Source organism: Burkholderia sp. 9777_1386, assembly GCF_015712265.1.
GTDB lineage: Bacteria > Pseudomonadota > Gammaproteobacteria > Burkholderiales > Burkholderiaceae > Burkholderia > Burkholderia cenocepacia.
The window spans coordinates 1-12,526 of sequence record NZ_JACCQB010000028.1 but is presented as its reverse complement, the minus strand read 5'-3'; the positions used below and the strand labels follow the sequence as shown (position 1 = coordinate 12,526).

General features: G+C 65.7%; 10 protein-coding genes. 3 read left to right on the top strand and 7 right to left on the bottom strand.

Translation table 11 applies throughout. The annotated features are described in order from the left end of the window. Positions 1–38: 38 nt before the first annotated feature. The 4 genes from H0X91_RS20650 to H0X91_RS20635 all read right to left on the bottom strand — a co-directional run bounded on the left by H0X91_RS20650 (position 39) and on the right by H0X91_RS20635 (position 4,380). Entirely contained in the window at positions 39–1,226 is a 1,188-nt protein-coding gene (locus tag H0X91_RS20650) for an LLM class flavin-dependent oxidoreductase (protein WP_048987293.1), read from the bottom strand. A gap of 76 nt (positions 1,227–1,302) precedes the next feature. Then, positions 1,303–1,827 carry a c-type cytochrome gene (locus H0X91_RS20645; RefSeq protein WP_196433293.1) on the bottom strand — a complete coding sequence of 175 codons (525 nt, stop codon included), beginning with the start codon at positions 1,825–1,827 and terminating at the stop codon, positions 1,303–1,305. Continuing rightward, positions 1,820–3,076, bottom strand: coding sequence for a sulfite dehydrogenase (soxC, locus tag H0X91_RS20640; RefSeq protein ID WP_196433292.1), 1,257 nt, complete (start codon positions 3,074–3,076; stop codon positions 1,820–1,822). The genes H0X91_RS20645 and soxC overlap by 8 nt, the downstream gene beginning before the upstream one ends. Before the next feature lie 119 nt (positions 3,077–3,195). Continuing rightward, positions 3,196–4,380, bottom strand: coding sequence for a porin (locus H0X91_RS20635; RefSeq protein WP_048987371.1), 1,185 nt, complete (start codon positions 4,378–4,380; stop codon positions 3,196–3,198). Between the two features lie 493 nt (positions 4,381–4,873). Here H0X91_RS20635 and H0X91_RS20630 point away from each other — a divergent pair, with 493 nt between their 5' ends. Both H0X91_RS20630 and H0X91_RS20625 read left to right on the top strand, forming a co-directional pair. After that, a complete protein-coding gene (locus H0X91_RS20630) occupies positions 4,874–5,218 on the top strand; it encodes a DUF3088 domain-containing protein (RefSeq protein WP_006481897.1) in 345 nt (114 codons plus the stop codon). A 51-nt stretch (positions 5,219–5,269) separates the two neighbouring features. Then, positions 5,270–6,259 carry an ABC transporter substrate-binding protein gene (locus tag H0X91_RS20625; RefSeq protein ID WP_196433291.1) on the top strand — a complete coding sequence of 330 codons (990 nt, stop codon included), beginning with the start codon at positions 5,270–5,272 and terminating at the stop codon, positions 6,257–6,259. A 71-nt stretch (positions 6,260–6,330) separates the two neighbouring features. Here the strand turns inward: H0X91_RS20625 and H0X91_RS20620 are convergent, their stop codons facing one another. Further along, positions 6,331–6,651 carry a hypothetical protein gene (locus H0X91_RS20620; RefSeq protein WP_006498203.1) on the bottom strand — a complete coding sequence of 107 codons (321 nt, stop codon included), beginning with the start codon at positions 6,649–6,651 and terminating at the stop codon, positions 6,331–6,333. 425 nt (positions 6,652–7,076) lie between these two features. On the opposite strand from H0X91_RS20620, the gene H0X91_RS20615 reads away from it, so the two are divergent. Further along, positions 7,077–8,345, top strand: a complete 1,269-nt coding sequence (locus tag H0X91_RS20615) for a hypothetical protein (protein ID WP_227746398.1) — start codon at positions 7,077–7,079, stop codon at positions 8,343–8,345. A 55-nt stretch (positions 8,346–8,400) separates the two neighbouring features. On the opposite strand, the gene H0X91_RS20610 is transcribed toward H0X91_RS20615, so the two are convergent. Continuing rightward, on the bottom strand, positions 8,401–9,171 hold the full coding sequence (locus H0X91_RS20610) for a hypothetical protein (protein ID WP_227746399.1): 771 nt from the start codon (positions 9,169–9,171) through the stop codon (positions 8,401–8,403). Between the two features lie 507 nt (positions 9,172–9,678). Further along, a complete protein-coding gene (locus H0X91_RS20605; RefSeq protein WP_196433290.1) occupies positions 9,679–11,376 on the bottom strand; it encodes a M4 family metallopeptidase in 1,698 nt (565 codons plus the stop codon). Positions 11,377–12,526 lie beyond the last annotated feature (1,150 nt).

Below are 12,526 nucleotides of genomic sequence, written 5' to 3'. Positions count from 1 at the left end.
TTGCTGCTACGCCGTCGCGCCGCGTTGCAGCGCCGACTTCAACGCCGCAAGCCGGCTTCGCGCAGCAGCGGCAGCACGCGCTCGCCGAAGAAGTCGAGATCGGGCTTGAAGTCGTAGAAACTCAACTGGATGCCGTCGATGCCCGCGCGGTGCAGCCGCACGATGGTGTCGGCGACTTCCTCAGGCGAGCCGGTGATCGAGATGTTGCCGCCGATCGCGCGCGCGGCGGCTTGCGCACGCTGCTCGAACCCGCCGCGCCACGCGTGCGCGTCGCTGTCGAAGCGGTGGAAGCTGCCTTCGTCCGCATGCGCGACGATCGCGTCGCGGTACGCGCGTGCTTCGGCCGCCGTCTCGCGGCAGATCACGAGCGGATTGAGCAGCGTGCGGATCGTGCGACCGCGCGCGGCGGCGGCCGCCTTCACGCGGGCGGTATGCGCGGGCAGCGCGTCGATCGCGCGTTCGGCGTCGGGGCCGGCCGGGCTGGTGACGAACACGATGTCCGAATAGCGTGCGGCGAACGCGATACCGGCGTCGGAACCCGTCGCGTTGATCAGCAGCGGGCGGCCGTAGCGCGGCTTCGGCGTCACGAATGCGCCGCCGAGCCGCCAGCTCGACAGTTCGGGCGTGTAGCTGAAATTGTCCGGTTGCGCCCACAACTGCTGGACCGCGTCGAGGAATTCCGCGGCCATCTCGTAGCGCCGGTCGTGTTCGATCCGGTTCCAGCCGAACATCTCGTGTTCGATCGCGCGGTGGCCGGTCACCACGTTGATGCCCCAGCGTCCGCGCGAAATGTGGTCGAGCGTCGCGGTGAATTTCGCGAAATGCAGCGGATGCCACGGCCCGTAGAGCACGTGGCTCGTCGCGACGAGGATGATCCGCTCGGTGCGCGCCGTCAGCGCGGCCAGCGTCATGAACGAGTCGAGCGCGTGGCCGTCGAACACGCCGCCGTAGCCGCCTTTGGGCAGCCATTGCGACAGCGCGAACACGAGATCGAAACCGAGCGCCTCGGCGCGCGCGACCAGCTCGGCGTTGTAGTCGAACGTCCAGTCGGTCGAGCGCGGCAGCGTCGATGCGCTCCATCCGCCAGCCTGGATCGGCAGGAACAGCCCGAGCATCAGCGGCTGCGAGAGGGTGCGCGACACGGGGCTGTCGGGGAAGTCCGCCGGCGAACGAACGTCGACGAACGGCGACGATGCGAGCGGGGCGGCGACGGAGGGATCGCTCATCACGGGGTCCTTGCTGAAAAGCGCGACGCGACTCGCGCGGGTGGGCCGCTCGATGGGGCAAGCGAAGCGGGACACGTCATAGCTTGCCCGGCCTCGGATCGGGCACGAAGCCGTCACGGTTCGGCATCCGCACGCGCGGCAGCGTGCGCGCGTCGAGCCGGGCGTCGCTGGACACGATGCCGTTCAGGTGCAGGACGTATGCGGTGACCGCATAGACGTCGTCCGCGCTCAGCGATTGCGGCGCGTTGTACGGCATCGCCCGGCGAATGTAGTCGAACAGCGTCGTCGCGTAGGGCCAGTAGCTGCCGACCGTCTTCTTGGGCTTCGCGCTCGTGAGCGAGCCGGCGCCACCGACGAGCGGATCGCCGACGCCGCCTTCGCCGTCGGCGCCGTGACACATCGCGCATTTGTCCGCGAACACGCGGCCGCCGCGTGCGACCGTGCCCGCGCCGGGCGGCAGGCCGCCGCCGTCCGGCGCGACGTCGATGTCCCACGCGGCGAGCGCTGCGCGGTCGATCGGCTGTCCGAGGCCGAAGCCGGTGCCGAACGCGCCCGACGTCATCGCGCCGGTCGCAAGCAGGCAAGCAAGCAGCTTACGCATTGCGCACCTCGCCGTCCGCCCCGATGCGCCAGTTCTGGATGCCGTTGTAGTGGTACTGCGAGTTCAGCCCGCGCGCGGCGACGAGCGCGTCGCGGGTCGGCTGCACGTAGCCGGTGTCGTCGGTCGCGCGGCTTTGCAGGTCGGCCGGCTCGCCGCGCCATACCCAGTCGGCCTCGAAGCGCGTCAACGCACGGTCGCGGACGTCGCCGGCGAGCCGTGCGGGGCGCCAGGTGCGACCGCCGTCGGTCGACACGTCGACGGCGCGAATCCGGCCGCGGCCCGACCACGCGTAGCCGCTGATCGGGTAATAGCCGTGCGCGGCGAGCCGATAGCCGGCCGACGGCCGCGTGATGACCGATTTCGCATCCATCTCGAACACGAACTGGCGCGCACAGCCATCCGGCAGCAGATTCGTGTATTTCGACGTTTCCTCGCGCGTCATCTCCGGCGCACGCACCAGTTTCAGCCGTCGCAGCCACTTGATGTTCGTGTTGCCTTCGAATCCCGGCACGATCAGCCGCACCGGGTAGCCGTTCTCCGGACGCAGCCGTTCGCCGTTCTGCGCATAGACGACCAGCGCGCGCTCGAGGATCCGGTCGAGCGGCAGGCTGCGCGTCATCGCCGCGCCGTCCGCGCCTTCGGCGAGCAGCCAGCGTGCGGCGGGATCGATGCCCGTCTCGTCGAGCAGCGTCGACAGCCGGACGCCGGTCCATTCGCAGCACGACAGCAACCCGTGCGTGAACTGAACCGGCAGCCCGCTCGGGCCGTTCCATTCGCTGCCCGTGTTGCCCGAGCATTCGAGGAAGTGGATTCGCGATTCGGACGGGAAGCGCAGCAGGTCGTCGACCGTGAAGACGCGTGGCTCGCGCACGAGGCCGTGCACGACGACGCGATGGCGTTGCGCATCGATGTCCGGCACGCCCGCGTGATGACGCTCGTAGACGAGCCCGTTCGGCGTGATGTCGCCGAACAGGTCGGCGAGCGGCGTCATCGACGAGCCGGAACCGGGCAGCGCCGGCGTGCGGGCGCTGCGGCGAATCACGTCGCGTTCGTGCGGCCCCGGCACGCCGTACGGTGGCGACAGCAGCGGCGCACCGGGCGCGCGCGTCCACGGCGGCACATCGAGCGGCGGGCTCGCGAGCGCGCCGCCGGCCGGCAGCAGCGTCGCCGCCCAGCCGCCGGCCAACTGGCGCAGCGCCGCGCGCCGGCCGGGGTGCGGCGCACGGGGAGGAAAACGGGAATCGGTCATGGTCGAACGCGTGTGGCGCGCGGGGAAACGATCATTCTCGGCAACCGGGCGGGGCGCGGCAAACAACGATTCCCGCTTTGCTTATCGTGACGATTGCGCCGCGCCCGCCGCGCGTGCCGTCAGAACTTCACGCGCAGCCCGCTGACGAACGCAAGCTGGCGGTTCGTCGACGACGCGCTGCCGATGTTCGAGATCGCCGCGATCTTGCGATAACCGCCCGACGTCGCGGTGCTCGCATCACCGGCCGCGAGCTGGTAGATGCCCGACACATAGATGTCGGTGCGCTTCGACAGCGCGTAGTCGAACCCGAGCGTGAACTGGTGCCAGCGCGGTTTCAGCGTCTGGCCGCTCGTGCCCGGCAGGCCGCTGGCGCGCCCGTCGGTAAACGTATAGACACCGATCAGCGTGGCCGCCGGCGTGATCTGGTAGCGCGCGTTCACGTCGTAGTTGTTGAACTTGCGCGACGAGCCGTCGAGATAGTCGAGCTGCGTGTGGCTCCATGCGAAGCCGAGCGTCGTGCGGCCCAGCGAGTAGTTCGCGCCGACCGCGCCGATCTGCTGCTTCAGTACGCCGCCGTTCAGCCCGTAGAAGAACGCGCCGCTGTAGTCGTTGCCGGTGGTCGAGGTCGCGCCGCCCACCGCGCCGCTCGTGTTCGACGTCGCATTCGGGTGATTGAACCGCACATAGCCGCCGCCGACCGACAGCGGACCGTTCACGTAGTTCGCCGATGCGCCCCACGCGTTGTTGTTCGAGAAGCCGGTGCCCGCGCCGCCATTGGCCTGGTTGCTGAATGCATAGAGCAGGTCGGCCGTGAAGCCGGCGATCGTGTCGCTGCGGAATTTCACCGCGTTGTTCAGCCGGAAGCTCTGGTTCAGGTTGTCGTTGTCGCCCACGTGCGTGGCCGGCGACCAGATCCCCGATCCCGAGTACTGTGCGACGAGATCGGTGATCGGCTCGTACTGACGGCCGAACGTCAGCGTGCCGAGGCCTTTCTTGCCGAGACCCACGTACGCGGAGCGGCCGAACAGGCGGCCGCCCTGGCCGAGCCCGCCGTCGCTCGGCCGGAATCCGCCTTCCAGCGTGAAGACCGCCTGCAGGCCGCCGCCGAGATCCTCGGCGCCTTTCAGGCCCCAGCGGCTGCCGCTCAGCTTGCCGCTCGTCTGCTGGATGTTGCTCGCGCCGCCCTGGTTGTTCGTATACGCGATGCCGGCGTCGACCACGCCGTACAACGTGACCGAACTCTGCGCATGCGCACTGACCGAACCGATCGACACCAAACCCAGTACCACCGTTTTTTTGATCATGACCATCCTCTGTTGTTATCAGTACGTTTGTGAGGATCACGATGCTATTGACGACGGGCGCGTCGATGAACGGCCGATCCGTGGTTTGTAATTCGCTGTGCGGCCGATTTGTAATGTGCGTTGCCGCCGGCCCGGCAGGTGCGCCGCGATCGCGTCCGGCGCGCCTGCTGCGGCGAACGCATCGCGCGGACTGCGAACGTCGCGCGCTGGAAATGCCTGCGCGCGGTCATATCGATCGATGAAATGGTTCGATGTGCGGAATGCCCGTCGTTCGCATGACGATGCGTTTACGCAACGTCCGGCTAGGCGACGACCGGCCGATGCGCTATCCGCGTTTGCATATCGATTCCGCAAAACGTTGGTAGGGCCGTGCGAGGTGCGACGGTAGAGTCTGGCATCCGGCCGGTGGCCGGCATGACGCGGGAACAGCAGCGCGTACAGGCGTACGAATGCTTCCCGATCGGGACGATCGACGAAAAAGGAGCCGTTTGACATGAGTCGCGATGTGCTGTTTCTGCTGGAACCGGGCTTTGCCGATCCGAAGCATCCGGGCCAGCGCTTCGTGTGTCCGCATGGATTGCCGATCGAGGGGCTGCTGGCGAGCGCGCCCGATCTTGCCGCGCGTCTCGACGTGAAGCGCGTTGGTTTCGAGCGGCCGCGGCCCGCGGTGATCGACGCACTCGACGACGCACACCAGGGCCTGCCGGTGCTCGTGCTGGGCCGCGACCGGCCCGCGCCGGACGACGCGCAGACGCTCGGCGACGTGCGCTTCGTCACCGACGCGCGCCGCATCCTCGAACTGCTGGCCGAGCGCCACGGGTTTCCGGCGCTGCATTGACGCAGCGGTTCCACTTCCGACCCCATTCCATCCGATCGACAGGAGCATCCGATGTCGTCAATGTCGGCGGCACGTCGCCGTCTGCTGCTTGCCGGCGCCGCGGTCGTGGCGCACCCATTGGCCGCGTTCGCCGCGCCGGCCGCCGACGCCGATCTGGCCGGCACGACGTTGCGCGTCGCAACCTACAAGGGCGGCTGGCGCGCGCTGCTGCAGGCGGCCGGGCTCGCCGATACGCCGTACCGGATCGACTGGCGCGAACTGAACAACGGCGTGCTGCATATCGAGGCGCTCAACGCCGATGCGCTCGATATCGGTTCGGGTAGCGAAATTCCGGCCGTGTTCGCCGCACGCCAGAAAGCCAATGTGAAATTCATCTCGCGTGTGCGCGAAGACCTGAACAACCAGGTCACGCTCGCGCGCAAGGACACGCCGATCCGCGGCATCGCCGACCTGAAGGGCAAGCGCGTCGGCTACGTGCGCGCGACGACGTCGCACTATTTTCTGTATCGACAGCTGGCGGAAGCCGGCCTGACCTTCGACGACATCCAGCCGATCAACCTGTCGCCGACCGACGGGTTGTCCGCGTACGACCGCGGCGATATCGACGCGTGGGCGATCTACGGCTACAACGGCCAGCTCGCGCGCAATCGCTACGGCGCCCGCGTGCTGAAGACGGGGAAGGGCTACCTGTCGGGCAATTTCCCGGTGTACGCGAATCCGCGCACGCTCGACGATGCACGTCGCCGCGCGGCGACGGCCGATCTGCTGCTGCGGTTTCGACGTGCGTATGCGTGGGCGAACGGGCATTTCCGCGACTATGCGCTCGCGCAGAATCGCGAGACCCGCGTGCCGGTTGCCGATCTCGTCACGATGTTCGACCAGCGCAGCGAGGACTACGCATTGCTGCCGGTGACGCCCGACGTGGTCGCGCAGCACCAGCAGGTCGCGGACGTGTTTGCCCGCATCGGCGTGCTGGACGGGCCGGCCCATGTCGCGCCGTTGTGGGACACGTCGCTCAATTCGGTGGTTGCGGCGGGGTGATGCGATGAAGCGGAAGGCGCGGGCGGGTCAGCGGTGATGCAAATTTCGTCGGACGATCAGGCTCGACCGGATCAGGAGAACGTCGTCGCGACCATGATGCCGAATACCACGCCGAGCGCGATCCCGCAGAGCCGGCCGTAGATCGATGCGCGAACGTTGTCGTCGAGCACGAACGGCGAGCGCTTGTGCTTCCAGACCGTGCTCAGTGCGACCGGACGCGTCAGCAGCGCAATGCACGCGATCAGCACGGGCGTGGCGATGAGCATCGCGACGCGCGGGCCGTTCCAGTCGACGCCGTGCATCGCCAGCGAAACCAGCGCGGCAAGCGGCACCTCGACGCACAGGCCGAGCAACGAGCCGTTGACGAAGGAATCTCCCGGAGTCTGGAACATGATCGGTCCTGGGGGTGAAATTGGTGCCCGGATGGGGCTCCGGAAAGAAAAATACGCTTGTCATCCACGAGCGATTCAACGGTGTTCGGCGCGATGCTGGTCAAGATGACGGCGGGATGGTAAGGCAAATTACCGGCGCGTGGTCGATCACTCACGCTATTTAACAAACGATCCGAGCCGCGGCACGGACAATCCGTTGTATATCCGGCTCAACCCCGATTGGCCCCCCAGAAACGCGCGGATCTTCATTACAATCGAGCGGCCGTTTCTCGACGGGCGGGCGATCGATCGTGTTGATTTCATTCGTTATCGTATGACGATAACGAATGATCGGCTGACTCCCGGTAATCGGCATTGCGTATCAAAGGCTCCGCAGCCGCACCGTTCCGCATGCGGACTCCCCAGCCGTTACTACACGCATGAACATGTCAAACAACAACGAGACCAACCGCCGTCATCTCGTCGCGTTCGCAATCGACGACAACAGGCAAGCCTGGTACGAGATGGTGATTCCGTTCATCGTATCGCTGCGCGCGACGGACTACCGCGGGCGTATTGGCGTCATCGGTTATGGCTTGTCCGCTGACAAGCAGCAGCGGTTGCGCGACAACGGTATCGAGGTCTATGCCGGGGCGGGCGTCGGCGACCTTGCGTGGGATCGCTACATCTCGGCGGCCGCCGTCTTCGACGCCGATCCGGAATTGCAGACGCTTGCGCTCTACGATGCGGATATCTGGTTTCCAGGGCCGCGGTTCGATATTTTCGACGTCGTGCCGGACGACGATCTGCTCCACGTCGCACCCGACGCTCATTTCTGTGCGTTCGTGATGGCCCCGCTCATCGGCGAGCGACGCGACGCGCTGGTTCGTCAATGCGTCCAGGACGTGCTCGATCGGGTGGGGCATCCGTTGCAGGCGGGGCTCGTCGTCGGCACGCGTGCGCCGTGGATGCGGTTTGCGCAGTACGTGCGCGAACAGGCCGGAAGAATCGGCCAGGACTTCGCCGCGATCCACGGGCTCGACACGACGTTCCTGCATCTATGGGGCGGCTTGGGACAGGTGCGACTCGTCGGCTGCGAGCAGAATTTCGTGACGAAATGGGGACTTCACGAGCGGCACGATTTCAGCGCCGTGCAAATCGTGCTCGAGCATCAGGGCAAGCCGATCCGCGGCCTGCACATGACGGGCGACGTGCGCTTCCTGAATCACTGGCGCTATTTGTCTCGCGATGCCGAACGGGCGATCGCGCTCGGACAGGCGTTCGCGCTGCCGCCCGAACCGGGCATGCGGGAACAGCCGGCCGATCTCGACGCGCATCAACTCGAATGCCTTGCCGCCAGCGGCTTGTCACTCGTCGCCGCGCACGAGGACGTGCTGCCGAACGTTCCGCGGCTCGTCGCCGGCACATCGTTCCGGCATCCGCAGGGGAGTGCGTTCAATGCATGGGCGTCGCACAAGGTCGAGTTCGCGGTGACGCGCGAGCGGATGGTGCTCGACATCGGGTTGTCTCACCTGAGCGGCCAGCCGTCGGCGCCCCGCGCGCGAGTGGAGCGCAACGGTGAAAGCGTGTCGCTGCAGGCGCCGCACAAACTCAGCGTCGCGACGCAACCGGGCGACCGTATCGCGCTGAGCGCACTGACGCTGCCCGGGCAGGCGTGTCATACCGCATGGGATATCGTCGTGCGGCAGGTGTGACGCCGCGGTCGGTCGGCGTGTGCGTGGCTGTTCGATACGCGCCGGTTCCCGTTCGTCAGACTGTGAAGATCCGCCGCTGGTAGTCGAGGATCAGGCGATCGATGTCCTGATCGGCGCGTCGCGGCTGGGTTTTCGGCTCGAGCCAGAGCCATCGCATCATCCGGTAGCGCGCCTCGACGCACATCAGCCATGCGTCCCAGTCCGACCAGTGTCGCAGCAACGGGATGTTGCGAATGTCGCGCAGCCCGTCGCGGATCTCGTACACGTTGAAGTACTTGCCCGCGCGCTGACTCAATTCGTCGAATGCGCGCGCGGCTTGTTCCGGGTCGGAAAGCAGAAAATCGTGGATTTCGATGATTACGTGGCTGCCGGAAAGCTGCTCCAGCAGCGCATCGTCGAACAGGTCGAACTCCGCACCCTCGATATCGCACAGGATGACCCGTTTGGCCGGCTCCCCGCCGTGCTCCGACAGAATCGCGGGCAAGTCGCGATCGGCCTTGCCATAGACCGCGACGCGGTCCGCCAGCCCCATCTCCGCGGCGCGGTGCTGGATCGCGTGGCGGCGCTGCTCGTCCATCTCGAAACACAGGCTGCGGGCAAAGACGTTGTTCCTGACCAGGCCGATGCCGAAAATCCCGTCGGCGGCGCCGAGGTCGACCAGCACCTTGTCGGGCGATCCGAGCGCTTCCAGGATCGCGCATACGGCGATCTCGTAGGTGCCGAGCAGATAGCCGCCGACCGCAACTTCCGCCCAATGACTGAAGCCGATCGGAAACCCGCGCAGGATGCCGTACTGGACGATCGAGCCTGTCTGCTCGCGCAGCAACTGCGACAGATAGTGCAGGCGAAGATTCGCGCCCTGGATCGAACTTTGGCTGAAATACTGCGAGTGGTCCATTTTTGTCGTTCTCTCGGGGTGAGGAAGCGCGTCGGGAAGGGTTGCGATGGCGGGCGGCTTCCGTCGTCGTCCTGCCTGGGACCAGAATATAGCGCGTTGTCGGCTCGCTCAGGAAGCCGGCTACCGGGGCGGCGCCGTCGATACGATGGGACGGGGTTCACCCGGAGCGTCCGGCCGAGCGATTCGCGAATACGCCGGCCACGTTGGCGGCGGCACGCCAGGCAGCCTATGTAATGCGTATTCGTCGAGCGCCGATTCATTTGTCGGACCGCAAGGACGCACGATCCACCGGCCGCCCCCCTGCATACGCAGGCGGTCGGCCGGCCCCTTCCCGTCATTCACCCGAACGCCGCGTGACCACGACCGAATCGCTTTCCTCCGAAGCGAAATCCCGCCACGCGACTGCCGGCGTCCGACGCGTTCATACACGCACGGTCAATTCACCCCGACCGCACTCCACGCGCGGGCGACCGTCGCGCTTTCGGCCGAGTTCGCGCCATACAGGTCGTTCGCGGCCTGGATCGACGCACGCCGCGCGTTCGGGTAGCTCGAGTTGGCGTTCAGGTACACGGTCAGCGTCCGGTACCAGATCTTGCCGGCCTTGTCGCGGCCCAGCCCGCTGAAGGTCGTGTCGCCGTTGCAGACCAGTTGCGTCCTCGACAGGCCGGTGTCGGTCGGCGGCACCGACGGGCCTTCCGACAGCAGGTAGAAGAAGCGGTTGCCGACCCCCGACGTGAAATGCGGATCGTGGCGCGGATTCGACCACGAGAAGCCGCCGGACGGGTAGCAGCTGAACGACCGGCCGTCGAGATCCTGCTTGTACATCTTGCGCAGGCCGCCGCTCACCACGCGCGCGCCGATCACATAGTTGCCGGGATCGTTCGGGTTGTTCGCGTAGAACTTCACGAGCGTGCCGAAAATGTCGGACGTCGATTCGTTCAGGCCGCCCGCATCACCCGAATAGTTCAGGTTGGCGGTGGCCTCGGTCACGCCGTGGCTCATCTCGTGCCCGGCGACGTCGACCGACACCACGGGTTTCGGCAGGCGCGTGCCCGGCTCGCCGTCGCCGTACGCCATCACGCGCGACGACAGCCATGCCGCGTTCGCGCCCGTCGTGCCGCTGCCGGTATTGAACACCACGTGCGCGTAGCTCTTTACGCCGCGGCCGTCGTTGAAGATGCCGTTGCGGTTATGCGTGGTCTTGTAGTAGTCCCAAGTCAATGCGAGCCCGTAGTCGATGTCTGCCGCGACGGTCTGCCGGTCGGTGGTCGCGTTGTTGCCCCACACGTTCGTGCTGCTCGTGAAGATCGGCAGGTCGGTCGCTTGCTCGACCTCGTCCGAGCTGAGACCGCGACCATCGTAGACCGAGCCGCCGCCGCGGCTCGGATCGAGCATCCGGTACGCGTTCGTGCCGGTCTGGTCCGTCGTGAGCGTCAGGTTGCCGTAGTACAGCGAGCGGCCGGTGCCGGTCGCGGCGGCGGTCTTGATCAGGTCCTGTGCATCGAGCAGGGTGCCGGTGCGAGCGTCGACGTAGTAGAGCACGGCATCGCCGTGGGTCTCGGTCGCCTTGCCGTAGACGCGCACCGCATAGGCCAGCGTCGGCGTGACGTCGCGTGCGAACACGACGAGTTCCGCGTCGTCGACGCGGCGCACGTCGGAGTTGAAGCGCGCGGCCGCGATGTGCCTGGCGCGCGTCGCGCCTACGTCGGGTGCGTTGCGGATCACGGCGCGGTTTCCGACCTTGCCGATCGAGCCGGCGAGATTGATTGGCGCGAGCTGGGTCACGCTTGCATGCTTCAATTGCCCCTTGCTCGAATGGACGACCACGTCGCCGCCAATCACGGGCAGGCCTGCATGGAAGCGGTCGAAGCGCACGTGCTCGGTGCCGTCGGGATCGACGATCACGTCGCGTACCTGGAACTGGTCGCCGTCGGTCGGTGCGCCTGCTTGTGGCCCGGCGAACTTCAACGTGCGTGCCGTGCCGCCAGCAGCCAGACTGAAGGCGGACGGGTTCTGCTGGATCAGTTGCAGTGCCTTGTCGACCGCGGCCGGCGGGTCGCCGGCCTGGGCAAAAGCGCTGAGACTCGCGAGGGTAATCGCGGTGATGGGCAGCAGTCGAGACAGTTTCTTCATGTAATTCCCCAGGTTATGAATGGGTTTGTTCGAGGAATGCATCAAGTGATGACTTTTAAACAAGACGTGTCGCGAACAGCAGAGGGATGCTAGAAGGTGATTTTTATAATTACAAGATATTTTCTGTTGGATTAATTTTTCATGTCGCCGCTGTTAATCAAGTCGGGGTTTGGTGAGGGATTTGAAATGATCGTGTCGGGTGGGGCAGCCGCGTCGGGAGCCGCACATCGAGGTGTGGGGGATTGGGCCGTGATGTACGTGCCGCGATGGGCGGGGCGCGGTGCGGGTCGAGTGGACGGGAGCGAGTGACGTGTGATCGAGTTGACGGAATGACTGGAATTGGTTTCATTAAATATTGTTTTTTATTATTGTCATTTAATATATGAGGGTGTCGTCAAGTTGCGTGCAGTTTTCCGTCGACTGATCTTGATTGGGGTAAGGTCGCTGAATTGTGACCCCGAACATTTTGATTCAAATCAGTACCGGCCAGCCTCACGGACCCTGCAGTGACTCCAGCAGCCCCGTTCGTTTCTGCCGAAGCAGCAGGTAACGCATGCATGCGGTGAATGCGCGCGCTCCAGCGCCCGGCGGCGAGTGCACTGCTCGACAACGTGTCCCCGACGACTTCGATTTTACGCAACATACGTGTGCTCTTCGAAATACGGCGTCGGCGCGGCGCGCGTCGGCCTCTCTCAGATTTGTTCGGATGATTGGCGGGGATTCCATCAAGTTGAGCGGTTCGCGCCCGGCAACAACGGCGCGTAGAGGCGTCCGGCCCGGTCGGCCTCGTCCTTCGCCGCGCTCCACGTTGATCGACGTTTATGGGGGATGTAGGTAGGTGGCCCGATACCGGCCCAGAGGGGGCCAGATCGCCACGAGCGCGGGAGATTCAGCGCGAGCGTGCGCCACCTGGCGAGCACGGCCGTGAACGTGCCTTCGCGCTTGGCTCGGCGGATTTTGTCCGCGACGTTCCAGCCGCGAATGACTAGATTTTACATAATGCTGATTATCGACAAATTGGGGTGTAGTAGCTTTTTAGAAATGTCGTGTTCTAGCCATTTAGAAATGTCGCATTTGGACCTCGGTAAGCTTGCCGGTTCCCCGTCAGATCATGGAGCCGACGATGCACCGAACAGCTCTGGTGACATTG